The sequence below is a fragment of the Lactiplantibacillus sp. 7.2.4 genome (genome assembly GCF_018991185.1).
Lineage (GTDB): Bacteria > Bacillota > Bacilli > Lactobacillales > Lactobacillaceae > Lactiplantibacillus > Lactiplantibacillus pentosus.
The window spans coordinates 43,214-70,101 of sequence record NZ_JAGYGS010000005.1; the positions used below are offsets into that span (position 1 = coordinate 43,214).

Below are 26,888 nucleotides of genomic sequence, written 5' to 3' on the forward strand. Positions count from 1 at the left end.
TGCTAGTACTTCAACTGGAACTTCAACGCTTCGAAGCTCACCTTATTGATCTGTGAAACTATATGTGACCTTGTATTGACCAACTTTTTCCGGGTCAACTGTACTGGTGATATCTACATCAGCCAAATCGATTGGCGTCCCGTCGACATCTGTCGCACCATCAAAGTTATCCTTCTCCGACCATGTTGCACCAATGCGGAAACTCTCAGTGGTTGATTTAACCCTGATACCAGCTAGGTTTGCCAGCACTTCAACTGGAACTTCAACGCTTCGAAGCTTACCTTGCTGATCAGTGAAACTATATGTGACTTTGTATTGACCAACCACCTCTGAATTTACAGTACTCTCAATATCAATATTAGATAAATTAATAGGTGTCCCATCAACATCGGTCGCACTATCGAAGTTATCCTTTTCAGACCATTTTGCACCGATTCGGAAACTCTCAGTGGTTGATTTAACCTTGATACCGGCCAAGTTTGCCAGCACTCCAACCGGAACTTCAGCGCTTCGAAGCTTACCCTGCTGATCAGTGAAACTATATGTGACCTTGTACTGACCGACCACTTCCGTATTTACCGTGCTCTTGACATCAACATTAGATAAGCCAAGCGGAGTACCATCAACATCAGTCGCACTATCAAAGTTATCTTCTGCCGACCATTTTGCACCGATTCGGAAGCTTTCCGTCTTTGACTTAACCCTGATATCGGCTAGGTTTGCTAGTACTTCAACTGGAACAACAATGCTTCGGAGTTGGCCTTGTTGGTCTGTGAAACTATACGTAACCTTGTATTGGCCGACTACCTCCGAATTTACAGTACTCTCGATAGCAACATTAGATAAGTCAACCGAGGTACCATCCACATCTGTCGCACTGTCAAAATTATTTTCCTCCGACCATTTTGCCCCAATCCGGAAGCTTTCAGTGGTTGATTTAACCTTGATGCCAGCCAGGTTTTCCAGCACCGTCACCGTAGTGTCCTTGCTATGTTCTTTTCCAAGGCTGTCCACGAAACTGTAGGTTAATTTATTTTCGCCAGGTGTAGTCATATCTACTGTTCCGCTACACTTGATTCTCGCATCCTCGACCGTACTACCATCCACATCAGTTGCGTTCACGACAACACTGTCTGGATTCCAAATACCGTTGGCATACAGCGTGCCACTGTTATTATCTACGCTAATTGCCGCTTGATTTTCTAGAACCGTTACCGTAGTGTTCTTGCTGTGTTCTTTTCCAAGGCCGTCCACGAAACTGTAGGTTAATTTATTTTCGCCAGGTGTAGTCATATCTACTGTTCCGCTACATTTAATTTTCGTAGCTTCAACCGTGGTACCATCCACATCAGTTGCTGTGACGACAACGCTATCTGGATTCCAAACACCGTGTGCATAGAGCTTGCCACTGTTGTTATCGACACTAATTGCCGCTTGATTTTCCAGCACCTCAACCGTAGCTTGTGCCGAATGCGCAACGCCGAATTGATCAGTAAACTGATTGGTGATAGTGTATTTTCCGACCTGATTCAAGTCAACCGTACCAGTAACACTCAGAGCCGAAATATCCAGCGTTTCGCCATCGGAATCCATTGCTGACACAAAATTGTCCGTTGGGTTCCAAGTGCCGAATTGATAAACGCGACTATCTTTAACCTGCAAATCAGCATGATTCTCATCAGCCTTAACGTTAACCGCTGCGGTCGCAGTATGTTCACCATGCGCATCCGTAAAGTGATAGTTGAGTTGATAAGTTCCCGGTTTCTTGATGTTGGCGACTTCTGCATCACTCGCATCCATAATCGTCAGCTCAACCGCAGCTTCATTACCCTGATCATCAATCGCCTTGTCGATATTAGTCAGCGGATCCCACCGGTCATCTGTTGAAACGTTGACCTGCGTTTCTTTAAGTGTCAACCCGTTAACAATCACGGTGGCTGTGGCCGTCCGTACTGTGCCAGTACTGTCAGTTATTTGATAATCAATTTGATAGACGCCCGGAATCGCTGTGTCCACGGTACCGTTTTCAATTCCATTAACACTAACAACACCATTGACCTTGGTTAAATCAGTGACCGACCCGTCAGCGTCCAATAGCGAAGCAATGTTATCGGCCGCAGTCCACATCGTCCCTAGTTGTAAGACCGAATCCTTAGCGGTGATGAGACTCTGATTAGCAACCAATGATAGTGTAACGGGTACGGAAATCTGTTTGGTCCCATCACCATCAATATACTGATAAGCAACTTGATATTCACCCGAATGAGCTGGCTGTTGCAATAGCGCATTTAACTGACTCGACGTTAAAGTTTGATTAGTCGTTGCGTCCGTGACCGTGGTTGTTAAATCATCAATCGTCTTACTCGTATCAATCAAACCAGCGAGACTATCTTTAGGTGCCCAAGTACTGTTCGTCCCACTAATCACCTGCAAATCCTTGCCCAGAATATTTTGCCAGGTCCAGGTGGCAGCAGTTGCAAGCGGGTTGGTCCCATCGTAACGAGCCATGAGCTGTTCTGAGGTGAGCGTCTCGGCGGTGGCATTGTTGATCCAAACACCATCGAATCCTTGAGACGGTGCTAAATATGCACTTACAAGTAAATTCGGCTTTAGGCCACTCGCTACAAGTACTTCCTCAAAGGCCTCAGCTGTAGGATAAGTTGCAAGTATTTCCTGTATTTCCTCTTTACTAGCTTTAGATGAATCAAACCAACCCAAGACACTTGTTGGCTTAGGCAATGAGAGTCTTGTTTTACAGCCAAGTATCAATGTGCTTAAATACGTCTGATATTGCCCTCCTTGTATATTACCATCACTATCCTCAACCAATAGCAAATTAAACAATCCAAACATGCTATACAGCATCTCATAGTTAAACTGCAGTTTTTCACCACTGAACGATGAAAGATTCAAATTTTTGAGCGCACTATCCAAATAAAACATTTTGTACATGTGCTCGACATTACTGGTATCGAAACTGGTCAAGTCCAGTCTTTCCAAGCGAGTATCACCACTGAACATCGCCGTCATGTCCGTCACTTGGCTGGTGTCAAACTGTTCAAAATTGACATTGACTAAAGCGATATTATTCGCAAACATCCCTTGCATGTCTGTAACTTGATCCATACCTAATTGTTGCTTCCAGACAAACGTTTCCATATCCGGTGAGTCACTAAACATATAAGCCATGGTTGTCACGCTGTGCGTGTCTAAATTATTAGACCAAGCAAATTGAGTATGATTGACGAGGCCGCTTAACATATAGGACATATCCGTCACATTGCCTGTTTGCAGATAACCTAAATAGTCATCTTTGAAATTAACATAACCTTTGAACATTCCTTGCATATTCAACACTTTACGAGTATCAAAATTAACAAGGTTCAACGACATTGCAACTGGCAAAAAGAAACCTGCGAACATATAGGACATGTCTGTCACGTTGCTCGTATCCAACTTTTCAAGCCCCGTAAATGATTGCACTTTCTGATCTGCAAACACATCTTCGAACATGTGACTCATCGTTGTGACCTGACTAGTCGCCAATTTACTAATGTCTAATGAAACAAGTGCTCGGTCTCCTTTAAACATCCCTGACATGTTAGTCACAGTAGTTGTCTTCAATGGCGTTGTATCCAGTGCGCTTAATGCTGCACAGCCAGCAAACATATTGGCCATATTCACGACCTGGCTAGTGTCAAGACTTGATACATCTAACACAGGCAACGAGGCACAATTATTAAACATGTTGGCCATCGTAGTCACCCGACTGGTCTCAAAGTTTGACAGGTCAAGTGCCGTTAACGAACGACAATTACTGAACATATTGGCCATCGTTGTGACTGCAGCCGTGTTTAGATGTGTAAGACCCTCAATATTTGTTAAGGATTCACAATCATTGAAGAAATCTGCCATGTTTGTTATATGGCTCGTATCAAGTTGACTGACATCTAGGCTGGTCAGCTTTTGACAACCAGAAAACAATTGATCCATGTTGGTCACATTACGGGTATCAAAATCATCTACAAGATCAATACTTGTGAGTGTCGCACAATTAGTGAACATCTGCTTCATACTCGTCACTTGCTGATCCACAAAGTGCGTTGGTAATATCAGGCTAGTTAAACTTTCACAGTTTGTAAACATATTATCCATATTAGTGATCAAATGTGTATCAAAGTTACTCAGATCTAGTGTCTTCACATGGACTGCACCATTGAACATTGCTTGCATATCAGTGACCTGACTCGTATCAAAATTTGCAACGTCTAATGTGGTCGCATAACAATAGTCAAACATATGAGACATATTAGTCACCTTGCTGGTGATAAAGCCGCTAACATCTAAGTTGCCTAATGCATCGCACCGCGTAAACATGTGCGACATATTAGTGACATTACTGGTATCAAAAGTCTGGTCAGGATTATTGGGGGAATAGGTACTAATCACCAGTTTCCCCAGATTTTCATCGCCATTAAACATATAGGACATATCTGTAACATTGTGCGTATCAAATTTGCTTAGGTCAAGTGACATTAGTTGCGTACAATTATTAAACATGTACGCCATGCTCGTCACTTGACTCGTCAGTTTAGAAGCATCAGAGGCATCTGACGCCATAGCAATACTTGAAAACCCACTATTATTAAACATGTAAGACGTATCAGAATACGCGTTCGCGAGAAATGGAAGTGCGACTAACACTCGTTTATCATACTGACTAGCATTCGCAATACACTTGACGTTTTCAAACATATGTGAGGCATTTACCGAGTCAGCCAGACTATACCAATCATTTAGAAACACCCCGGACGCCATAAACGTCACTCGCTCAAACATATAGGACATATCCGTCGTTTGTTTGACACTTATCTGAGAAAAAAACGATCTCGGATACTCTTCATTACTCAGGTCAAAAGTTAACCCATTAAATAGCCCACGTGCATTAGCCCCAACAGCGACACTGCCTTCAAACAGCAGCGTCAACTTTGCATTATGCGCTTCTACATATTGGCCCCAGCCCACATTGCCCCAATCTGTCACTTCGGCATTATCATCAAACTGAACATTAGCATCCGCCAATTGCCCAGCCCCTAAGTGCAACGTATTATCGCTGTCATCGATCCACCATTCAGAAGTCCCCATGATGCCTTTGCGGGTCGTATCAGTGATTGCATCCCAGGCAGCATAATCCTGCGCTACGGTTGGCGCTGCATCCACGGTATCCAACTGCAACGAACTGGCTTGAACTTGGGCTAACCTTGGCTGTAAGCTGCTGAGTGAATCTGCAGTGAGTCCCGCACTGGTTCTCTCATCGGTCACAGTCTGCGAGCCGATTCCATCTGTGGATAATCCTGTCTCATCCGTTCCAGTCTTGTCGGTTTCACTAGGTTGACTGCTATTGACGTCTGTACCAACCGCGTCATAACCATCGTTAGACAGGCTTGTATCGTTAACTCGATCAGCTTTCGCGGCTGAATCAACTGGCACTGAATCGCCGGCAGAACCAGCTTTATCGGTTTCAACAGACTGTGCTGGTGTCGTACCGGTTTCAGTAGTCGACTGTGACCCAGTTGCTGCTTTGTCTGCACTCGTTACCACAGCGGTGGTATTTTGCTTATTTTCAACAGCGTTACTACCATCTGTATACGGTGTTGTACTTTCGCTTTTAGCACGATTATCCGCATTCGTGGTCAAGTCTGAAGCAGCCTGACCAGACGCGACAGTCTTTGCGGCCGAACTAGCAGTCCCACTCGCTGACGTGGCTTGCGAATCACTGCCAGCCTGTTGTGGACTCGTTGACTCGGACTTAGTTGTTTCAGCTGTCGATGTCGTCTTCGTGCTATTCTTAGCGCCACTCTGCAATTGAACGACATTCGACGCTGCTGTCGCATTAGCAGTGACAACGGTCGTATCAGCACTACTCGTCGGCGTCTGTTGGACATCAGCCTGAGCCGTTTGATTGTTGACTTGCCATACTAACAACGCCGTCCCCGCTGCAAGCCAAAAGCGCCGATTTTTACGCGCTGCCATCATTACGTATTCCTGATTATTCTTCATGAATTGCCCCTCCAAAGGTTTACCATTATCAAAACATGATGTTCATATAATTCTACCCACTGATAGTATACCGCGTTAATCGATGAATGAAAACGATTCCAACGATTATTATTTATATTCTTATTATTTAACACAAACATTATTGAACTGTGGCAACTACTCACTCATTTTTCATCAATGATTACGCCCCATTTTGAGCACGCTCACTTAGATTTGAAGGTCTTAGAGTCGCGGCATCACAGGCATAGAACCATTGGCTCATTCAATCAGCCCCAGACTCACCACCGTATGCTCATCACTTGGCGCCACTTCCATTTACATTAATTTTCAAAAATCCAGAAAAAACACTATGCACCCCAGCATTTTAGTGTATACTAGATATGTTGGCGAAAAGTTAACGTGATGGCGGTAGTGGCGAAGTGGTTAACGCACCGGATTGTGGCTCCGGCACGCGTGGGTTCGATTCCCACCTACCGCCCTTCTAAAAAAGCACGCGCAATTTATTTTGCGCGTGCTTTTTGTTTACATTTATTTTCATGATTCACTTCAAGCTTGCATCCAAGCCTTCAGGGCCGCGCCGGTCCGTGAGCCGTTGACTGCTACGGCGTCTCGCGGCGTGCCACTGTACTGAATCTGACCACCATACCGCCCAGCATCTGGGCCGACGTCTATCAACCAATCTGCCTGACTGATGACTGCTAAGTTGTGTTCGATAATAATCAGACTATTGCCCGCATCGACCAGCTCAGCAAATAACTTCAATAGCCGTTCGGTATCCTGCAAATGCAGTCCCGCTGTCGGTTCGTCTAATAAATAGACCGTCCCCTGTTTACCAAGCTCAATTGCCAGCTTCAAGCGCTGTAGCTCGCCACCGGACAAGGTCGTTAGCGGCTGGGCGAGCGTTAAATAGCCTAAACCGACACGCACCAAATTGTTCAACGGCGCGGCAACTTTGGCCGTATCCGCAAAGAATTCGAGCGCCTTAGTCACGGATAATTGCAGTACTTCCGCAATTGTTTTGCCCAGATAGGTGTAACTGAGCGCAGTCTCATTATAACGTTGCCCATGACACAACTCACAGGTCTGAACGACGGGATCCATGAATGCCATATTGGTGATCGTCACACCCTTGCCTTTACACCGCGGACAAGCGCCCTTACCATTGTAGCTGAACCAGCTGGTCGCGACGCCATTAGCCTTACCGAACAATTGGCGAATCGCATCCAAAACACCTAAATACGTGGCGGGCGTCGAACGAATATTGAGGCCCACGGGGGTTTGCGCTAGGTCAATGTAGTCGGTCTTTAGTTGCCGCTTCAAAGCAGTCACTAGCGAGCTCTTACCTGAACCCGCCACACCTGAAATGACCGTCATCACGCCCAATGGCACGTCAACGCTGACATCTTGCAAGTTGTTTTCGCTCACGTGCGTTAAGGCCAGCGTCGACTTAACTGGCCGCTCGATGCCCCACTGATGTGGCTGACGCAACCAGTGACCAGTCAATGTATCCGAAGCCAATAATTCTGGGTACGTCCCAGTAAAGGTCACTTGTCCACCGGCACTGCCAGCTTGTGGGCCCATTTCGACCACGTAATCCGCTAAGGCAAACATCGCGGGGTTGTGCTCCACGATCAGAATCGTGTTGCCCTTTTGTTTGAGCTTATTGAGTGCCTGCTTGATTAGTTGAATGTCGTGCGGATGCAGCCCAACACTCGGCTCATCTAAAATGTAGACCATGTCGACGAGTGCACTGGTCAGATACTTGGCAATCTTGATACGCTGCGCCTCACCACCCGACAACGAGCTGGTGCCACGATCCAAGGTCAAATAGCCTAGGCCAATATCGACCAACGACTGAATTTTAGTTGCTAATTCACGGACGATATCCTGTGCGAGCGGGGCGTCGATCGTTTGCAAAAAAGCCAGGACGTGCTTCAAATCCATCGCACTCACTTCCGCAATGTTAACGCCGTTGATGTGATTGGTCAGTACGACCGGTTTCAAACGGGACCCACCACAGTCGGGGCACGGCTTGCGAGTCACCACCGCCGCAATGGCATCGCGATGGTGTTCCGCTTCCTTTTTGCCAATAATCGACCGCTTGATGCGCGGAACAACGCCCTCGTACAGCGCCGTTCTTGGAAAGCCGGCACCGGGATGGTCGAGCTTTTGTTGGGGCGCGTGCATTAACAAGTCATATTCTTCCGCGGTATAATCCTTGATAGGCTTGTCATTATCGAATAAGCCGCTAGTTGCATAACGCCGCCAGCGCCACGTGTCGGGTGCGAAGCTCACAAAGGTGATGGCACCCTGATTAAGTGATTTTTCGGGATCGATCAATTGGTGCTCATCAATATTGTCGACATATCCCAAGCCCTGACAGGTCGGGCACATGCCTTGTGGTAGATTAAACGAGAACGTGTCGGAATAGCCGATAAACGGTTGGCCGACTCGCGAGAATAACAGGCGCAATAAGGAATAAATCCCGGTATAAGTCGCTAGTGTCGAACGGGCATTTTTACCCAAACGCTGCTGGGCAATCACGATGGCGACCGGCAAATGTTCGATGTGGCCGACATGCGGTTGCCCATACTTTGGTAAATACTGCTGCGTGAAGCTCGGAAACGTCTCATTCAGTTCGCGTCGTGACGCCGCCGCAATCGTATCAAAGACTAGCGACGATTTTCCGGAACCGGACAGTCCCACAAAGACCGTCGTGGCATACTTGGGGACCCGGAGACTGACGTGTTGCAAATTATTTTGGGTCGCGTCAAAGACTTCGATTGCCCCATGTTCAAATGGTTGCTTGCTCATCTAATCTTCCCCTCTCAAATCAAAAAAGGACCTGAATTTTCAGATCCTCCGCCTCAAACCGATTCGTCCACTAATTTGACGACCGTCCCGTAGCCCGTAACGACTAGGAACCGGGGCGCCACACTCATCTGAGCAACGGACGTATTGAAGTTCACGTAAATAAGGCCGTCGCCACCTTGTTCTTCGGCTTTTTTCAGCAACAATGGTTTGACTTGTTCAATCAAATCATCGAAACGTTCAAATTGGTCGACACCATCAGATTCGAACATCAGGTGCTTGGTGACAGAAACAACACCTTTAATCATGTGTGACCGTTGTAGATCACCAGTTGTCATAAACATTTTATCCCAACCCCCTATCACATCAATTCTACTTGAAAACCCCGTGACTAGCAAACGTAATCAATTATTTGACCATCCGTTTTTAAAGGACTAAGTTAAAGGTTAGGGAGTGATATTTTTGGAAACAGCAACACAACTTTTACAACAGTATACTTTCGAGCCCGTTAAGTCGAAACTGCGGGCCGAACAACACACCTTAGCTGTCCAAGCACAGGACCGCGCCATTCCATTCGGTCACTTCAAGATTCGACTGAAAAATATCGATAACCAACAGTCCTACTTGCTTGAACTGAAACAAGCATTGCAATTGACGACCACGACCGGGCTCCAGTTACGTTCCCGGCTACACGGTGTGCATGTCAAACACGCGCGCCACTTGGTTCCCAACGGTTATCACGTGCTCGCGTCATTAACGATCAAATCGGCACCCGAAGATGCCCACCAATTTGTCCATGATAAAACCAAACTGGCCTGCCTGATTCCGGTCAGTGAGCACCACGCGACTGATCTACCCGACCAAGTCCCGTTATACGCCTTCACGGATAATCACCAGTTAGTCATTAACCAGCAAGCAATGGCCCACTTATTCCTAACTTGCATCCGGCAAACGACCCATAGCAAGGTCAGCTAATCAACCTTTTTATAAATAATTTGATAGAAAACAATGTATTTGCGCAATATTAATTGCATTTAGCAAATTAATTGCGTACAATGTACTAGAATAATAGTAAAGGAGGCGGTTTGATGGCGACACCAACGAAGAATATTTTGTTAGACGAACAACTCTGTTTTGCGCTTTACACTGCCAGCAAACGCTACAATCACTTTTACGCCGAAGCTTTAGCACCCTTTAAGCTGACTTATCCGCAGTACATTACGTTACTTGCATTGTGGGAAAAGAGTCCAATGACGGTCCGGGAACTCGGATCGCACGTCAACTTGGATAGTGGGACGTTGACCCCACTGCTCAAGCGGATGCAGACTCAAGGCTGGGTCGAACGGAAGCGTGATACTGATGACGAACGGCAGGTCAACATTTCCTTGTCACAAAAGGCGATCGATGCTAAACCTGAGATTTTCGCGCACGTTAACTCATGCATGGACCTATTAGGCTTAGACCAAGACACCTATGACCAAATCCGCGAAACAGTCAACTTTGCTTCTGAACGCATTAAGAATGCTAAGCCAAGCACAATTGACTACACGGGTGACACGTTCTAACAGAATCAGACGATTAAAGCCGAAGCACGCTGCTTCGGCTTTTTTGGTGCAGTTATCAGCTGTAAATGCCCTTTCCAAGAAACAATCAATCCCAGAAATCAGCTGCAAATCAGACTTGAGCAATACGGGTTTATTAATAATTTTGTCCAGTTCAGACCGCGATTTGAGCAAAAAAAAATGACTCTACCGCTTATTAGCAGTAGGGCCAAAGAGTTAGGTTTAAGTACAATATGGGGGATTGTACTTGCTCGTCCATCCACTTTGGGGGAGTAAAATGAACAAGTGTATAACTATTAGGTACAAGTATATACTATTACATAATTGTGAAGAAATTGTGAAGATTTATCCGGAAACCGCGAATTTAAATATTATTTTTTAAATATATGATTGTTTTTACATCATTTTTTAAAATTCAACATATTAATAATGCTGAAATCCAAACAACCTCATTCATACAATCTATATTTCAGATTTGCAATTACGTGTTCCAGGACCATGACTGCGGTAAAATGAGCTCAAGAGGTGAAGTCCAATGGAATTAGTTGACCGGGGATTAGGCTGGCTCGCCCGGGTATTACTGACGATTGGCCTGATAATTGGCGTCGTCATTCCCCCAATGTTACTTAGGTTAATTAACCAACTTAATCGGCAATCACGAACCACAAACTTAGAGATCATCTTAGCCGTTGTTTACGTGCTTGTCTTCGGTATCGTCATTTTGGCCGCTAACGCCTTGATGCGTCATTATACAGGAGCCTATCAACCACAACGAATGACTCGCCACGACTGGCACATCGTTCTTGGCGGTTACGCCGTCATCTTAGTGCTGGAAAGTATATTTCAATTACTTAATCAACTTATTTATCATCAGAGTCAAACCCAAAATAATGCCGCAATTCAAAATTTAATGGCTGGTAGCACCCTCTCGCTATGGCTGATGGCCCTCAGCGCGGTGTTTTTAACGCCGATTACCGAAGAGCTGGTCTTTCGTGGCGTCCTCATGAATGCTTTTTTTAAGCAGTCCTGGCTCAAAATCATTCTCAGTGGCATTGTCTTTGGCAGCCTGCACAGCAGCTCGACACTGCCCAGTTTTATGATTTACCTCACGATGGGGCTCGTCCTGGCAAGTGTTTATCAGATGACCGGCAAAATTCACGCCAGTATGAGTCTTCATTTCATCATTAATGCGCTGGCAATGAGCCTGCTCTTGATGCATTAAGTTGACTGATGTTCATTCACATTTTTGAGAGCCGTCTGCCATATTTTGGGCTAAACACGTGCTACACGATACGATAAAAATCCGCACCAGTCGTAAGGCCAGTACGGATTTTTGTTCATCCCTACTTTTCGTTCTCATCAGCATACTCATCCATTAGCTCACACAAGTCAAGCGCTACCACATTCCAATCAGACCTTAATGCATCAAAATCTTGTTCCTGTTCACTCACAGAAAAATTATATCCTTTTAACGTACTTCCTAGGTCGAGTGGCCTTGCAACACCACTTAGAAATGAGGGGGAAGCAAATGAGGTTCCATATTCCATCAAAGAGGCCTCCTGCAATTGGCTAGAAATTTAATAATGGCGCAATACCAGCTGTTTAATATCATTGTCACGATTACTTCTTTAGTTGTCAACTATTTCCTGTTACACAAGTAATTTCTCTCCTATATCGATGTATTCGCTTCTAGTTCTTAACAAGCTCGCTTCGACAACACAATCATCATCCACCCTATTTTAAATGAATCACAATTATCCATCTCAAAAAAGACGACCCCAGCCGCCCCAATTCCAGTCTTCACTTGATATACAAATACCGGTCCAAACTCATCACATATCCGCGCCCACCCACACAAATAACACGTCAAAGATCAAAAACAAGACGTTAAAGTGCAGTAGCCACCAATTCATCAGGCCTTTTTCGCGAACCATGCCGAAAACGGCGAGCACAATCCCGATGACGGGAATCAGGCCGCCTTGTAATAGCCGATAAATTGGCAAGTAGGCCCACTGCGACAACAACACTGGTCCGGTGAGTTGTCCCAGCAACACGAATAATAAAAAGACGCCGATATTCAATAACGAACACGCAAACGCGGTCTCAGTCACTGCGCCCATCGATAATCGAAAATGAAATTGGAATCGCAGAATAAAAGTCCCGATAATCCCGATGATCAAAATAATGCCAATCACTAACATTCCCGCACGCTCCCCTTATCTGGTCATGTTCACCTTACGCTAAAATACGGGTAGCGCCTAGCCGTTGGGATGAAGCTTAATGGATTTTTAGCAAAGCACCGCGGTTCACTCAATAGCGCTGTTAGATTTGCGTCAATCATACGGTCCGGAGCAATCTTTAAAACGGCCTGGCAATTATTGACCATCAATGCTAGCCTGTAATCCCGCCATTCTCGTAACCGGGACTGACTTCAAGCCAACAAAAAAGGAGCGACTATTACGCTCCCACCAAACTAACTCTTTGTCCCACTTGGTACCTTTAAGACTTTCGGTTTCAACCCCACGACCCGAATCGTCACTTGCTTTTTAACGGGCATCTTAAGATAAAACTTGCCATTTTGCTTATTTGAAATCACCTGGCGAACATGCTTGCCACTCTTGACTGTCACGATCACGCCATGTTTCGTGTGACCGCTGATCGTGGCGGAGGTGGCGTTTTGATGATAAACCACTTTCGACACTGTCAACTGCTTGACTGGCCGATGATAATCGCCTTGTAAACTATATTCAGAACCAAAAATCAACAGACAGCCCGCCAGAATCATTAGACTCAGTGACCAAAACTGCTTCATGACACCACCTCCAATCCAGTCCCCATAACTGGTATTTGATACTTTAAGGATACCTGCAAATCACGACTGCAACACAAAAAAGGTGCAAAGCTCAAAATAGCCTGCACCAACGTTAGGATTATTTAGTTGTCATTAACGATTTTGTTACATAAGAGTCAGCTTAGTCCATCGTGACCGATAAATCGGACTGTTTGATCAAGGCGACTAAATCATGCATCTTCCGAATGGCAATGTCGACCGTTTCGCCGTTTTCGAAGTAGCCCAGCTGGTGTTGCTTATCGATCCGCACCAACATCTGCGGATTGACCAAGAAACTCTTGTGCACCCGAAATAGCTCGGGATGCGCGACCGTTTCGTCACTGATTTTGCCATTATACTGGACGATGCGGTCTAATAAGTGCAGGACCAACTTGTTACGGCTGGTTCCAGTCTCGATGAACAAGACTTGTTCCAGCGGCACGTTGAAGAGTTGCCCACCCTTGGAATAGGAGAACATCGCCTTGCTTGTCGCCCCCTGTTTGGTGTAACGCTCATACGCCACGCGAATATCCGTTTCGACCTTGGCTTTGACGGTATCTTGACCTAAATCCTTGACGATAAAGTCCAGTGGTTCGATGCGCCGTTCAAACGTCAAAAACGCCATTTCAGAGTGGGTCGAGACAAAGACGATCTTAGCATTCACGTCGGCCTCACGAATCTTGGTTGCGAGCGACAAGCCGTTCAAGTCCTGGCCCGGGTATTCAATATCCAAAAAATACAAACCTTCTACACTTTCATGGCTCTGAACGTAATCCAACAGCGTTTGGGCTTGACCAGTTGCTAGGGTCAATTCCATGTCAAAATCATTAATCATAATGTGATTCGTAATAATTTGCTTTAAGGTCGCTAATTGTTCTGAATCATCTTCCACAACAAAGGTTTTTAACACGCTGCTCACTCACTTTCAATGCTAATAATAAACTCAAATCGGTGGCGCGAACTGACTTCATAAGTCACGTTGGTCAATGGGTCTAATAGTTCACGGACAGTCGCTAATCCCTGTCCGTGACCCGCGCCCTTGGATGTATGACCGGCCACCATCAATTGGTCCAATCGTTCGATGGGCGCCGCCAGTGAATTGGCAAATATCAATTCGACCATCTTCGGATACTTGACCACTGCCACGGTGATTTGGCCGCCACTCTGTCCTTTGACCGCTTCAATGGCGTTATCCAATAATATCCCACTGACCCGCGCTAAGGTCACCGGGTCGATGGCCAACGCAGCGACGGGGTCATTGGCTTCCAGCCGGACTTGAATCCCCGCTTGGCGCGCGGCCGAAAACTTACTCTGGACAATTGCTTTGAGGGCTTTGTCCTTAATCTGCTCTAAATTATCAAAATGACCAAAATCGCGGCTCAAACTCTGCTGGGACTTGGTGACGACCCGATCAAAATAGGTCTGCAATTCAGGGTCATCCGCCGTATGGATGTATTCGCCCAACGACAACAGAATATTCTGGTAGTCGTGGCGGAACTTACGTAAATTCTGGTAGCTACTTTCAAGATTTTTAACATAAATATCATACTGCTTGCGCTCGAGGGCCTGCCGATTGCTCTGAAGGCGCATCGTATAGCTATAAAATAAGTAAATAAACGTGCCGGCATTGATCATCAAGATCGCCACTAGTATCAACATCAAGATGCCTAAAAAGCCGGAGCCAATATTGTAATTATCGGCAACAGTCGTAATGGTGAAAAAGGCCACTGCCACGACGACCAAAGCACTGACGATCACGTTCAAGGTCACTTCATCACTAAATTGCCGTGGGTAACGTTTTTGTAAAATTTTAAAACTGACCACTACCGCCAGCATGCAGGCAGTTACGATCGTCTCACCAATCAATTCAAATAACCAGCCGCTCCAATCATTCAATCCGAGATTGAGCAGGTGCAGAATCGACTCAGTGGCGTAATTGCCAAAGAAACTAAATAGAATGTAAGCTAACGTCGCCGTCAGACTGGTGACAATGAAGTACTTTTTACGACGCACAAACGCCAGCAGCCCCATATTGACCATAAAGGTGATAATATCTGAATAGTCGTCGTATAGCATATAAATCGCGGTCAGGAGCACGGACATCACCGCGATACTGGCATACACCCTTTTCTGGCGTAACTCGCGATTGATCAGTATTTGTAGTAAAAATACCAGCATGACCGAGTACCAATGGTCAAACGCCGCGATATACCAATAAACGTAAACGATAACTGCTCCCCTCCCCACATTCAGCTCAATACTACCATTGTAGCGAAATTAATTCGGTTTGTATATTTACAGCATAAAAACTTAACAATCTTTATCGAATCACTGACTTCTAACAAAATCGTCCTCAAACCGGTCGTCCCATGGCATCCAGGCCTTTTGATAGCCGATCGCCACCCCTGCGGCCAACAGTTATGACCGCATCAAAAAAGCGACACCCATACACTATTGGCGTCGCTTGATTAGTTTAATTAATGAAAATCACCGGGCATGAAACTTTCAATCACCGCGGTGGTGTTAAAGGTCTCAAAGCTGTGGAAACTGGCCTCATCAATTTCGGCATAGCGAATCGCAATTTGCGGCCGCTTTTTGAGGTCAAACATATCAACGTAATTGAATTCGATGTACTTCTTGTGTTCACTGTGAATAAAGCCGGCATAACTATCACCGTGTTTCTTGATGCGACCAGACAATTGAATGACTTGGTCGTGGCGAAAGGCCTGCTTCAATAGTGTCTTGAGCAGTGAATGCTTGGTCTTACTTTGTTTCTTCAACAACTTAGTGACCAACCGTTCCGTATTCCAGACATCAAAGTACCCGCGTTGCTTGGCGAGTGTAATGATAGTCGTCATACTCTTCAAATAATCAGTGTCACTAATCACGCGGGCTAACGATGCTTTACGAAAAACCACTAGCCCATCTAGTTCACCATCGACATTAACGGCCTTAACCAGCACAAACTTTTCGTCCTGCTGAATGACATAGCCGACACTAAATTGCTCATTGGTTCCCTTGGAATAAATCTCAACGAGGTTTTTATCCTTAATCGCCTTAGCTAAATCGTCGCGAATCGCACTCATGCGTGTTCCCCCATTCGGTAATTTGTAACAAATAATTTATCTCATATTAGCACATTTTCAATTACCATGATACCACTTGTAAATATTGAAATCCAAATGGTATCTTTCATTTTGACGATAAAAATCGGTTTATAATACAAATTTATTAATTACTTCAGCTAACGCATCGTGATTATTATCCGCTGCCGTCACATACTTCGCTGCTGCTTTGACGGTATCAATCCCGTTCGCAACACTGACTGGCAGGCCCACGGCGTTTAACATTGGCAGATCATTTCCGTTATCACCGGCTGCAATGATTTCATCCGCGGTGATGCCGAGTAATTTACCCAATTGTAGGGTCGCACTCCCCTTATTCACGCCGGCGGGATTGAATTCCACGTACCGGTCCGATGAATAGGTGACGGCTAACTTGCTGGCGTCAACCCGTTGTTCAGCCGCAGCCCGCATTGCTTTGCGGTCAGCCATCGTTGGCAAGGCCATGATGATCTTCATGATATTCATATCCTTGAAGCGTGAAAAATCAGGTTCGTTCATTACTTCAAACGTCACCCCACGGTTTTCAAGGTAGGCGGAATCACTAGCAACCGGATTATAAATGTACAGTTTATCTTGCGTATATACATGGGTCGCTGCGCGTTCATCGGCCACCCCAGCTTCAAAGACGCCCTTGGCAAGTTCGTAAGGCATGGCGTTAACGGCCAGCGGTTTGTTACCGGCATTTTCCAAAATCAAGCCACCATTATATGAAATCGAATATTGGTGCGGTTGATTGCGAAGCCCCATCGTTTCCAAATCATTTTGAAAAGAGGTATAACTCCGCCCTGAATTTGGCACGAAGAACACGCCCTTTTCAGCCGCCGCTTTGATGGCCGCTGTATTCTTAGCTGACAGCGTCCCGTCATCATTCATCAATGTTTCATCTAAATCACAAACAATCATTTTATACATATCAATCGTCCCTCTCATCCAGTCCACTACGACCATCCTCGGTCAGTTTAGGCTTACCATTCCACTCTAGCGAAAGATTGAGGGAAATGCAACCGCTTTATTTTGGAATAAACAGTTGCAACCTGATCAGAAAAGGTTCATTCATATCGTCGTCGATTATCTGTCGTAATAGGTGACGGATCAGTTCTACGGCACCTAATATCCTAAATTGTAATAAGCCAGCCAATGTTCCCTGTTCTATTAATTATCGATACGAAAAAAATTACTCTTTCTTTTTCCTAAACTATCTCACTTCCAATCATGACGTTAGGTGCATGCATCCGCACCATGCTAAAATGGACCTGAGTTTGATGAATCTAACAAAAATGAAGCGAACCAGAAACAATCTTAACTCCCAGCATCTCACCAACACAGTCAATCAACTAGCAGCGGGTGATTAATCATGAAAACAAATAATGCCGCGTTAATGCGCGACCTATACAACCTAATCTTAAATCCTGCGACCCGCGACTGGGAGCGGCATTTACTCGTTCAGGCCAAAGATAATCCGCAACAATTATCCCCAACTGGTCAATTGAAGCAGTTGGAAGCCGATTTACGGCCACTCGCGACTCGTGATAACCTCACGCCGGACGTGATGGATTTCTACTTGGCACTGACCGGCAACGGGTCCGTGGTGCCCAAATCAGATTATTCTGACACACCACAAATCGATGCTAGCCATGAAGAACGCGCCGTGTTTGCCGGCGGCTGTTTTTGGTGCATGGTCGAGCCCTTTGACCAACGTCCCGGAATTATTGCCGTCACTTCGGGCTATACGGGCGGTTCGTGGGCACAACCCACCTACGAGCAAGTTAGTGGTCAGTACACCGGCCACGTGGAAGCGGTCGAAATCAGGTATGATGCCCGTAAAACGTCTTATCGAGAACTTGTCAAACTCTATTGGCAACTGATCGACCCGACCGACCAGTTTGGACAGATTAATGACCGCGGCAACCAATATCGTCCGGTCATTTTCTACGCCAATCCAAGCCAAAAGGCAATTGCCACGGCGTCTAAACAAGCCGTCATTGATTCAAAGCGCTACAAACAACCGATCGTCGTGGCAATCGAACCACTAAATCATTTCTGGCCGGCTGAAAATTACCATCAGAATTTCTACCGCAAGCAACCGCAACGTTATCGGCGAATGAAAAAGGCGCATGACCATTATTTGAAGTGGCTGGCGTTTAAAAACAAGTTGTGACTCGTACTTCTTCTTGATATGCAACATCCGCTAAATAAGCGCAGTAGAAGGCGGCGTAATTCGCGTCAAATCATAACTATCAAAAAATTAGGCTGACCGGTCTCCGTTGGGACTAGTCAGCCTAATTTCATCTAAATTTCTTCATTAAAAATAAATTTTTTGATTAAATAAACGTTGATTTATTGGTCATGAGTAGCTTTTGAACCGTTTATGGCGCTCATTAAACATCGATTCCTAATTCTTGGTAAGTATCTTCATACATACTCAATTTATCTGGATAGATATGATTAGTCTCTGTTGAATACGCTAATTGGCCCTTAGCCAACTTCTCAAGTGCTCTTGTTCTAGTCACATCCAGGCCGAATTTAAGATTCAGCTCACGTAAAAAATCGTCGATATCACGTGACTGCCCACCCAGTTCTTGTGCAAAAAAATCATTTAATGGCGGACATTTTGGTGTCGGATGACTCTGATTAACATAGACTGAACCTCGCGTCTTGATGGTCCTAATGGACGGAATGGTGAAAATCAACCGTTCATACGCAAAGTCGCTCAGTTGAGATTTAGCCATAAAATCACTTTCAAAGCCTGAATCAAGCAACGATTTCCAAGTGAAAAAGACGTCATCCTCAATAAATGACATGATTTCTTGCAGAAACCGATCAATATCCGGTTTGGTCACGCCAATGCGACCCAATCCCTTCGCCGTCAAGTAACGGGTCGAATCTATCGCAACCAGGTCATGTTGCAATTCCAAATTATACGCCTTGAATCTAAACCAGTTGTTCGGATAAGCTTGAACCTTCTCAACTGAAATTTCGTCATCCGCCAACCACAGTGCTCTAATTGCATCATTCAAAGAAGCATAAGATTTTTGCATTAACAGGGCACTTCGCTCGATGTAACCGAGTCGATCCATCAGTAATGGTGACACTTGTATCGACGGATCAACTAGCTTAATAATCGCTGCAGCCTGGTCATAAGGATATATTGGTTCATTGAGAACAACTTTCATTTTACGATAAAAATCTACATCACTGGGCAACTTAACATTCATATTGATCATATTGCGATGAATGTATGGCTTATAAGTTGTTCCCAAGTATGACCACATCGTTGGACGCTGAAGCGCAAAATTAGCTTCAAGGTAGTCAACGGTATCTGCCAATGATTGCCCGTCAAACTGTGAAAAAACACCAAGATAAAATTGCTCCTTGCACTGGGTATCATTCTTGATTGCCCCAATGTAAACCTGCGACTGACGAACAATTGTATTTAAGCGCTCAAACCGCTCATAGCCCAAGCCTTTTAACAAATTAGCTAACTCAGAACTTTCTTGCAGCCCTAGTTCGGCCATCAGCGACTGATTGTGGTCAAAAAAGTAATCAATCCCATAAATGCCATCTGCAACATCAAATAGTGCATTCAACTCGTCCAGATAGTCCAGTATATCGTGCAGATCCAACTCATAGTACCGAAAGTAGCCATTCGTTCGTTGAATAATATGTGCTTGACGTTCGATCTGGGCCAGTACCGCACGAGCCGAAATGGCAGTCGCCTGCATTTGACCATGAGCTTCAAAAAAGCTTTCCATTTGAACGACCATTTCATCATTATCAAAGACCCGTCGATTGTTAAACAGAATTTCATCAATCACATTGGCGGCCGAAAAAGGAACCACTTGATTCGCGTGATTAATGAATTTTCCGTGCTGATTCAATCGGGCCCCTAAAGCATCCGGTGCCACTTTATTCAGTGCGAGTAAGTATTGGTCCAATGACGCCAGCGTTTTAGGGCGTTTGTACTTAAGAGTCAAATAAGTATATATTTCCTCAGTCCCTTGAGTATAGTTTAAAAATTGATCGAGTTGGATATCATAAGTCAATACTAATTTGTGATATTTCTCAACATCGTCAAATAATGGAAGCTGCTGAACCATTTTGGCAATGATCTGACGAACACGCTCACGCGTCAGCCCATGTTCATCACCAATTTCTTGTAACGTCTTCCCTGACAAACGACTCACTAGGAGGTCTTTCTTCTTAAAGTCTAACGTTAAAAATGCCATTAACGTCTTCGGAATTTTCTCAACGCCAAACCACTTTTGAAGCTTTGCTGCGGTTCGCTGCTGATTTGCAACTTGCGCTAATCGCACACTCAAATCAACCTCTGGCTTGGTTTCAAGCTCCCGCTGTAATTCCGCTTGATTGGTGACTTTCCAATCAAGATAGGCTTGAACGAGGGCGGCATTTTCCATTGGATTTTTCCGCCAATCAGTTGGCATCTTCATCTGTTGCCTAATCATATCATCTAGTTGCGAGACCGTTCTGACCCCATTTCGTTGCAAGCTTCGGATTAACTTATCACTTGCGCCCACGATTGCTAGAAAGTACAGCGAATCAGCCAGATCAGGATGATTTTGCTGCCAGTTCACTTGAGCAGCTTCGATTTGACTCACCGCTTGGGCACTTTTACGACCCACTAATTGTTCCCACAATAATGCAACGTGCTGTTCATTGATTAAGTCATAAAAGTGACAAGTGGTGGGATCTAACTTATCAATTTTCCCCTGACTTACCCCTAAAGTGGCTAAGGCACAACACATGATTGGATTTTTCATAACAATAGCCATTCCTTTCGATTATCCGCCAATAATAACTTCAGCGTTAATACAATTCCCCTACCCTTGCGTTTATTATAAATGTACGCTCATGTTCAAGAAAGCAAATCCGCAATTTCTAATCCAACTATATCCGGAAGTATACTTGAATTTTAATAGACCCCATCTATTCCCATCTGTAATGGGTGATCTGTTCGTCATACTAACAATCTCCAAATGTCAGCGCCGTTTTACACCCCACTTACGCCCCAAGTGTGGCATAAGCCTCACACGCGGGGAAACTGATGTGGCACTTCATTTAAAACCTGTTATTCTCATTGGTGCACAGGCGAATTTCCAACGGTGTTACCTGACACCTTTCACCACAAGGGGGAGTAATGACAATGATTAAAGCAGAATGGGCCTACATGCAGCGCCACAAATTTATGATGATCGTCATGGCAATTATTATGTTGATTCCATCGATATACGCCGTCACGTTTCTCCGGTCAATGTGGGATCCGTATGGGCGGCTCAATCACTTACCAGTCGCCGTTGTCAACCAGGACCAGGCTGTCACATACCAGGGTCACCGACTCAGTATCGGCCACGACCTGACGCACACACTCAAGCAATCCGATGCGCTGGAATTTCATGCGATGACGGCAGACCAAGCCCAAACCGGGTTAAAAAATGGCCGCTACTACATGGTCCTCACGATTCCTAAAAACTTCTCGCAGCACGCCACGACCTTGCTCAATCGGCACCCACAAGCGATGGTGCTGCACTATGACACGAGCGCTGGCCATAACTTTGTCGCCAGCAAAATGGCAACTTCCGCGGTCGGCGCAATTCGGACATCCGTTGCGCAAACGATTACGACTAGCTATGCCAAGACAATGTTTGCAGCTATCAAGCAACTAGATGGCGGCCTCAAAACCGCTGCGACGACTAATCAAAAACTCGCCACCGGTGGCACTCAACTGGCATCGGCCAATCGGCAGCTCGCCGGGCATCTTGATACACTGGCCACCAGTTCACTGAAACTGGCACAAGGCAGTCAAACGATGCGCATCGGTTTAAACCAATATATTAACGGCGTCGACCAACTGCAAGCAGGTAATCAACAAGTCGTCGCTGGACTGACGCAGCTACTCGTCAAAAGTAATCAGCTGGTCGCTGGATTCAATCAACTTAATACCGGTGCTCAAGCGCTGAATCAGGGCGTCAATCGCTACGTCACCGGCGTTCAGCAAGTTAACGTCGGCACCACCACGGTTAATAACGGTGCCGGTCAAGTGGCGACTGGTGCTCAGCAATTCAGTCATGGCACGGCGCAATTAGCTACTGGGACGCAGCAATTTGGAACGGGACTGAATCGCTATGTGGACGGTGTGAGCCAGGTCAATACTGGTGCCACGAGTCTTAGCCGTGGCACCAGCCAGTTACAGGCTCAAACGACCCGTTTAACTGGCGCAACGACCGCACTTACGGATGGCGCTAGTCAGCTTAACACCGGTCTTCAAACGCTAGATTCACATAGTCAAACACTAACTGCCGGACTGCAACAGCTTCAAAATCAGCTGCAACACCGGACCAGCGACCAGGCAGCACTCAACACAGCTGTGACCGCCTTGCAAAAGCAAGCGACGGGCAGTGACCTAACCACCGTTAACAGCGCACTCAACGCCCTGTCAGCGGCCATCAAGGCTAGTTCAACGGTCCGCGCCAACGTTGCCGCGACGGCGGATCGTCAAAACCTAACTGCTGCCCAAAAATCCGCCATTTTAGCGACGGTGGATCAGTCCACCAATCAGGACGCCATCAACGCCGCGCTTGCGAGTTTGACAACTGCACTCGCACAAGTTAAGCAGCCCACTGTTGACGCGACCGCCCTTACTAACGCCCTCAGCGTCATCAATCAGCAGCAGACGGCCCTCGCCGGCTCAGTCGCTCAGCTTGCTACCGGCGCACAAGGGTTGACTAACGGCATTCAAACTGCCGGAACAGCGGCCAGCCAACTGAACACTGGTTTGACCCAATTTAAGACCGACCTACCACAGCTCACGACCGGCATCACGACGCTGGCCAATGGCGCAACGCAACTAGCTAGCGGAACGGCCGGACTCACGACCACTAGCTCACAGCTGACCCAGGGCTTCCAGGCGTTAAACGCAGGTACCGACCAACTTAATCAACGCAGCCAGCAACTCGCCGCTGGTGCCGGTCAAGTCGCAGCGGGAACCCAACAATTAGCGACGGGAACGGCCCAACTCAGCACCCAAGGCAACCAGCTCACCCACGGCAGCAATCAAATCACGACTGGGCTTGGCACAATTCAGACCAAATTGCCCGGCCTCACGACTGGTGTTACCCAACTTACAAACGGGGCGCAACGTGTCGGCAATGGTCTCAACCAACTCGCCGCTAACGGCAACACTTTAACGACTGGCAACACCCAGCTCACCAATGGTAATCAACAGTTTGCAAGCGGTGCCCAACAACTTGCCAACGGTGCGAACCAGGTCACGGCCGCTGACCAGACCATTCAAAGTGGCAATCAGACTTTGGCGACCAAATTAGGGTCGGCCGCCAAGCAAGGCCAGGTCAACCCGTCCAGCTTGACGTATCAGCAAATCGCCAAACCAGTGACGACGACTCATTCAGATTCGGATCAGGCTGCCAACAACGGGACTGGCATGGCACCCTACATGTTAAGTGTGTCGCTGTTTGTCGGCGCGCTTGCCTTTAACATGATGTTTGATTTATATACGCCACGCAAGCATCCAAAATCCGCCTTCGAATGGTGGTGCAGTAAGGCAATCCTAGTGCTGGCCTTTTCACTGATGGAAAGCACCATTATGCTCGGGTTAATGATGCGCATCGATGCGCTCACACCGATTCATCCGTTCGCCACCTGGTTGGTGCTGATTCTGACGGCACTCCTATTCATGACGATCGTCGCCTGGCTGAACCTCGTCTTCGGTAAGGCCGGTGCCTTCTTCGGCATGGTCTTGCTGGTCCTGCAGCTCGGCGGTTCAGCCGGCACTTACCCGATTCAATTATCTGGCCGCTTTTTCCAGATGATTCACCCGTGGTTACCGATGAGTTATAGTGTTAACGGATTACGACAAACCTTAATGACTGGCAATTCCGCACTTGGTGAGCTGGCCATCCTGACACTGTTTCTCACGCTATTCGTTGCTTTTACTGGGCTGTTCTTCCTGCGTCGTTACCCACGGCTCGCACAAATTGATTTCGACGACCCGGCTGCCCTCAAAGCGACCCAGAGCAAACTAGCTACGCACATTCAGCGTCGGTTGCGAGCTAAAGCAAGCGATGGCCCCGACCTACACTAACCGAATATGATGATTGGTCAGTGCACCGCTTAATATTGACCACCTGTCTAATAACGCCTCAGCACACTTGTGTTGGGGCGTTTTTTGTATCGATTTTGTCAGTAACTGAACGCTTTTCGCGACTAACCGATATACTGGGGTTGATTTGAGCTTGTCGTGCCATGTTCCCGAAGTCTTGAATCCTAGTCACTAGCCACCGATAACGTGCAGCTGTGCTCCCCATCCAAACCCCCGCCTCAAGCACAGCGCCCACCAGATTAGGTCACTATCCAAACGAAACAAATCGTTAGTACGGGCAAAATTCGACCGCGTATGCTGTGGTTAACCACCAATTGCCCCGAAATTCATCTCGTATATCAATTGAGTCAACGTTTGATTTTAGCTATACTGTTATCAGCTAAACAAAAAAGGAGCGCTCGTCACATGATTAAAGAATTTAAGGAATTTATTGCTCGTGGGAACGTGATTGACTTGGCCGTTGGGGTCATTATTGGGTCTGCGTTTACCGCCATCGTCAAATCGTTAACCGATAACTTGATCAATCCGTTGATTGGGATTTTCCTAGGTCGTGTCGATTTATCCAACTTAAAAGTCAGTATCGGTGATGCCACTTTCAAGTACGGGTCATTTTTGAATGCCATCATTAATTTCTTCATCGTCGCCATCGTTGTGTTCATTCTGGTGAAAATTATTAATAAAGTCGTTAAAAATGAACCGGAAGAAACTGAGGATGAAGAAGAAGTCGATCTTTCCGCGCAATACTTGGAAGAAATCCGTGATTTATTGAAGGAACAAGCCAAAAAATAGCCCAAAATAGCACCGAAGCAAATTTTTCATTAAAAGTCTATATGGTATTCCAACTTTTTTTGAGATACAATATATTGTGCAATTTTTTATAAAGAGGGGCTATCATGGTGATAATAACAGCAGGAATGATTGGGGTCGGCAAAACCACGTTAACGGGGCTGATTGCAGACCACCTTGGAACGAAGGCATTTTACGAACCGGTTGGCGACAACCCAGTACTGCCACTTTACTATTCGGATCCAAAGAATTACGGGTTCCTATTACAAATCTATTTCCTCAACAAGCGCTTTGCAATGATCAAGAAGGCATTGGCCGATGATAACAATGTTCTCGACCGCTCCATCTACGAAGATGCCCTCTTTACCAAAGAAAACAACGCTGAGGGTAATATTTCTGACACTGAACTGAAAGTTTACTTGCAACTATTAGACAATATGATGACCGAATTAACCGAGCTCCCTAAAAAGGCGCCGGACTTGATGGTCTACTCCGAAACCGACTTCGATACGATCCTCTACCGGATCAAGAAGCGGGGTCGGGACTACGAACAATTCGATAACAATCCTGAACTTGAATCATATTACTACAAGATGTGGACCGCCTACCGCAAGTGGTATGACGAATATGATGCGAGTCCTAAGATGAAGATCGACTTACAACAATACGACTTAGAGAAACCTGAAAATCAACAAGCCGTACTCGCACAAATCGATGCTGAATTGGGTAAGATTCGTAACCCAGCCAGTGTTTAAACATTCTAACGATAAAAAGGAGTGGATTTCCGCCATGGAAATCCACTCCTTTTCTTATGCTGACAATTAATCACAACTATCAATAATTAGTAAGTTCGCTTGAACTAACATGTCGCGCTTCGAGCTGCGCTTACATGGCCGCTCGTACTTGCTGCGCCAACTCAAAATTATTTGTAATGACCGCGTTAACGGCTGCTGCAAACAATTGTTGCATGACTGCCGGCTCATCAACGGTCCACACGCGTTCTGCAACTTCTTTCACCGGTTGGAAATGCTCGAGATGCACCCCTTCCAAATGTTCATGGGTGGCAAATTCATCTGGATTACCCAAATGTGCAGAGGTCAAAAAAGCGTACTTTTGACTGGCATCAATGGCATAGGCGCGCTTCAAGCTCTTCAAATTAAAGGACGAGAAAACGACCGGATAGACCAAATCTGTCTGTTTGATCATCCGCAGTACAATCCATTCGATACCAGGATAGAAGTGGCGGTCGGTCTTGAACTCTAAGTTTAAGTGTACCGGCTCACCACTGACGAGGCTCAAAAACTCTTGCAGTGATGGCACGGGTTCTCCGTTAGCCAGCTTGAAGTAACGTGACTGTTTGAACGTCATATCGGCAATGGCACCCTCACCATCCGTGGTTCGATCGATGCGTTCATCGTGCATGATGACGGGCACCATGTCCTTGGTCAGATGCACATCAAATTCGAGTCCGTCGATATGATGGTTAATGGCGTAGGCGAAGCCCGCTAAGGAATTTTCTGGAAACTTCACGGGCACGCCGCGATGACCGTAAATTAATGACATATTTGGCACGTGGTTTC

General features: G+C 46.1%; 19 protein-coding genes and 1 tRNA gene. 8 read left to right on the forward strand and 12 right to left on the reverse strand.

Annotated features, from left to right (window positions below; genetic code table 11):
• Nucleotides 1–42: 42 nt before the first annotated feature.
• Nucleotides 43–6,060 (reverse strand): BspA family leucine-rich repeat surface protein, encoded by a 6,018-nt coding sequence (locus KGF70_RS02845; RefSeq protein WP_216768201.1) that lies wholly within the window; start codon nt 6,058–6,060, stop codon nt 43–45.
• 405 nt (nt 6,061–6,465) lie between these two features.
• Here KGF70_RS02845 and KGF70_RS02850 point away from each other — a divergent pair.
• Nucleotides 6,466–6,538: transfer RNA gene (locus KGF70_RS02850), tRNA-His, on the forward strand.
• Nucleotides 6,539–6,606: 68 nt separating this feature from the next.
• Here KGF70_RS02850 and KGF70_RS02855 read toward each other — a convergent pair.
• Both KGF70_RS02855 and KGF70_RS02860 read right to left on the reverse strand, forming a co-directional pair.
• Complete coding sequence (locus KGF70_RS02855; RefSeq protein WP_216768202.1) at nt 6,607–8,874, reverse strand: excinuclease ABC subunit UvrA; 2,268 nt, start codon at nt 8,872–8,874, stop codon at nt 6,607–6,609.
• 53 nt (nt 8,875–8,927) lie between these two features.
• Nucleotides 8,928–9,215 carry a hypothetical protein gene (locus KGF70_RS02860; protein WP_050340250.1) on the reverse strand — a complete coding sequence of 96 codons (288 nt, stop codon included), beginning with the start codon at nt 9,213–9,215 and terminating at the stop codon, nt 8,928–8,930.
• Between the two features lie 109 nt (nt 9,216–9,324).
• Between KGF70_RS02860 and KGF70_RS02865 the strand changes: the two genes are divergently transcribed.
• The 3 genes from KGF70_RS02865 (at nt 9,325) to KGF70_RS02875 (ending at nt 11,655) form a co-directional block, all read left to right on the forward strand.
• Nucleotides 9,325–9,846, forward strand: coding sequence for a hypothetical protein (locus tag KGF70_RS02865; protein ID WP_225367058.1), 522 nt, complete (start codon nt 9,325–9,327; stop codon nt 9,844–9,846).
• Between the two features lie 113 nt (nt 9,847–9,959).
• The gene (locus KGF70_RS02870; RefSeq protein WP_050340248.1) at nt 9,960–10,436 is read left to right on the forward strand and encodes a MarR family winged helix-turn-helix transcriptional regulator; all 477 of its coding nucleotides are present in this window, start codon (nt 9,960–9,962) and stop codon (nt 10,434–10,436) included.
• 532 nt (nt 10,437–10,968) lie between these two features.
• On the forward strand, nt 10,969–11,655 hold the full coding sequence (locus KGF70_RS02875; RefSeq protein ID WP_216768203.1) for a CPBP family intramembrane glutamic endopeptidase: 687 nt from the start codon (nt 10,969–10,971) through the stop codon (nt 11,653–11,655).
• A gap of 121 nt (nt 11,656–11,776) precedes the next feature.
• Here the strand turns inward: KGF70_RS02875 and KGF70_RS02880 are convergent, their stop codons facing one another.
• The 7 genes from KGF70_RS02880 to KGF70_RS02910 all read right to left on the reverse strand — a co-directional run bounded on the left by KGF70_RS02880 (nt 11,777) and on the right by KGF70_RS02910 (nt 17,300).
• Nucleotides 11,777–11,980: a hypothetical protein gene (locus KGF70_RS02880; RefSeq protein ID WP_216768204.1), complete on the reverse strand. Its 204-nt coding sequence runs from the start codon at nt 11,978–11,980 to the stop codon at nt 11,777–11,779.
• Nucleotides 11,981–12,265: 285 nt separating this feature from the next.
• On the reverse strand, nt 12,266–12,634 hold the full coding sequence (locus tag KGF70_RS02885; protein ID WP_216768205.1) for a hypothetical protein: 369 nt from the start codon (nt 12,632–12,634) through the stop codon (nt 12,266–12,268).
• Between the two features lie 272 nt (nt 12,635–12,906).
• A complete protein-coding gene (locus KGF70_RS02890) occupies nt 12,907–13,245 on the reverse strand; it encodes a hypothetical protein (RefSeq protein ID WP_003638396.1) in 339 nt (112 codons plus the stop codon).
• Nucleotides 13,246–13,405: 160 nt separating this feature from the next.
• A complete protein-coding gene (locus KGF70_RS17725; RefSeq protein ID WP_050340244.1) occupies nt 13,406–14,173 on the reverse strand; it encodes a response regulator transcription factor in 768 nt (255 codons plus the stop codon).
• A gap of 5 nt (nt 14,174–14,178) precedes the next feature.
• Nucleotides 14,179–15,510: a sensor histidine kinase gene (locus KGF70_RS02900; protein WP_367114988.1), complete on the reverse strand. Its 1,332-nt coding sequence runs from the start codon at nt 15,508–15,510 to the stop codon at nt 14,179–14,181.
• 230 nt (nt 15,511–15,740) lie between these two features.
• Complete coding sequence (locus tag KGF70_RS02905; protein WP_088769725.1) at nt 15,741–16,349, reverse strand: hypothetical protein; 609 nt, start codon at nt 16,347–16,349, stop codon at nt 15,741–15,743.
• Between the two features lie 129 nt (nt 16,350–16,478).
• Nucleotides 16,479–17,300 carry a Cof-type HAD-IIB family hydrolase gene (locus tag KGF70_RS02910; RefSeq protein WP_105961915.1) on the reverse strand — a complete coding sequence of 274 codons (822 nt, stop codon included), beginning with the start codon at nt 17,298–17,300 and terminating at the stop codon, nt 16,479–16,481.
• A 442-nt stretch (nt 17,301–17,742) separates the two neighbouring features.
• On the opposite strand from KGF70_RS02910, the gene msrA reads away from it, so the two are divergent.
• A complete protein-coding gene (msrA, locus tag KGF70_RS02915) occupies nt 17,743–18,546 on the forward strand; it encodes a peptide-methionine (S)-S-oxide reductase MsrA (RefSeq protein WP_216768206.1) in 804 nt (267 codons plus the stop codon).
• 220 nt (nt 18,547–18,766) lie between these two features.
• Here the strand turns inward: msrA and KGF70_RS02920 are convergent, their stop codons facing one another.
• Nucleotides 18,767–21,166: a sigma factor-like helix-turn-helix DNA-binding protein gene (locus tag KGF70_RS02920; RefSeq protein WP_216768207.1), complete on the reverse strand. Its 2,400-nt coding sequence runs from the start codon at nt 21,164–21,166 to the stop codon at nt 18,767–18,769.
• Between the two features lie 383 nt (nt 21,167–21,549).
• Here KGF70_RS02920 and KGF70_RS02925 point away from each other — a divergent pair, with 383 nt between their 5' ends.
• The 3 genes from KGF70_RS02925 to KGF70_RS02935 all read left to right on the forward strand — a co-directional run bounded on the left by KGF70_RS02925 (nt 21,550) and on the right by KGF70_RS02935 (nt 26,063).
• Complete coding sequence (locus tag KGF70_RS02925) at nt 21,550–24,504, forward strand: YhgE/Pip domain-containing protein (protein WP_216768208.1); 2,955 nt, start codon at nt 21,550–21,552, stop codon at nt 24,502–24,504.
• Between the two features lie 423 nt (nt 24,505–24,927).
• Entirely contained in the window at nt 24,928–25,311 is a 384-nt protein-coding gene (gene mscL / locus KGF70_RS02930; RefSeq protein ID WP_003638387.1) for a large-conductance mechanosensitive channel protein MscL, read from the forward strand.
• 104 nt (nt 25,312–25,415) lie between these two features.
• Nucleotides 25,416–26,063 (forward strand): deoxynucleoside kinase, encoded by a 648-nt coding sequence (locus KGF70_RS02935; protein WP_003638386.1) that lies wholly within the window; start codon nt 25,416–25,418, stop codon nt 26,061–26,063.
• A 130-nt stretch (nt 26,064–26,193) separates the two neighbouring features.
• Here KGF70_RS02935 and KGF70_RS02940 read toward each other — a convergent pair whose 3' ends face one another.
• Complete coding sequence (locus KGF70_RS02940; protein WP_216769624.1) at nt 26,194–26,880, reverse strand: glycerophosphodiester phosphodiesterase family protein; 687 nt, start codon at nt 26,878–26,880, stop codon at nt 26,194–26,196.
• Nucleotides 26,881–26,888: the final 8 nt, after the last annotated feature.

Coding starts and splice junctions, on each gene's coding strand:
- KGF70_RS02845 (WP_216768201.1), bottom strand. CDS start 6,060: ATGAAGAATAATCAGGAATACGTAATGATGGCAGCGCGTAAAAATCGG.
- KGF70_RS02855 (WP_216768202.1), bottom strand. CDS start 8,874: ATGAGCAAGCAACCATTTGAACATGGGGCAATCGAAGTCTTTGACGCG.
- KGF70_RS02860 (WP_050340250.1), bottom strand. CDS start 9,215: ATGTTTATGACAACTGGTGATCTACAACGGTCACACATGATTAAAGGT.
- KGF70_RS02870 (WP_050340248.1), top strand. CDS start 9,960: ATGGCGACACCAACGAAGAATATTTTGTTAGACGAACAACTCTGTTTT.
- KGF70_RS02875 (WP_216768203.1), top strand. CDS start 10,969: ATGGAATTAGTTGACCGGGGATTAGGCTGGCTCGCCCGGGTATTACTG.
- KGF70_RS02880 (WP_216768204.1), bottom strand. CDS start 11,980: ATGGAATATGGAACCTCATTTGCTTCCCCCTCATTTCTAAGTGGTGTT.
- KGF70_RS02885 (WP_216768205.1), bottom strand. CDS start 12,634: ATGTTAGTGATTGGCATTATTTTGATCATCGGGATTATCGGGACTTTT.
- KGF70_RS02890 (WP_003638396.1), bottom strand. CDS start 13,245: ATGAAGCAGTTTTGGTCACTGAGTCTAATGATTCTGGCGGGCTGTCTG.
- KGF70_RS02905 (WP_088769725.1), bottom strand. CDS start 16,349: ATGAGTGCGATTCGCGACGATTTAGCTAAGGCGATTAAGGATAAAAAC.
- KGF70_RS02910 (WP_105961915.1), bottom strand. CDS start 17,300: ATGTATAAAATGATTGTTTGTGATTTAGATGAAACATTGATGAATGAT.
- msrA (WP_216768206.1), top strand. CDS start 17,743: ATGAAAACAAATAATGCCGCGTTAATGCGCGACCTATACAACCTAATC.
- KGF70_RS02920 (WP_216768207.1), bottom strand. CDS start 21,166: ATGAAAAATCCAATCATGTGTTGTGCCTTAGCCACTTTAGGGGTAAGT.
- KGF70_RS02925 (WP_216768208.1), top strand. CDS start 21,550: ATGATTAAAGCAGAATGGGCCTACATGCAGCGCCACAAATTTATGATG.
- mscL (WP_003638387.1), top strand. CDS start 24,928: ATGATTAAAGAATTTAAGGAATTTATTGCTCGTGGGAACGTGATTGAC.
- KGF70_RS02935 (WP_003638386.1), top strand. CDS start 25,416: ATGGTGATAATAACAGCAGGAATGATTGGGGTCGGCAAAACCACGTTA.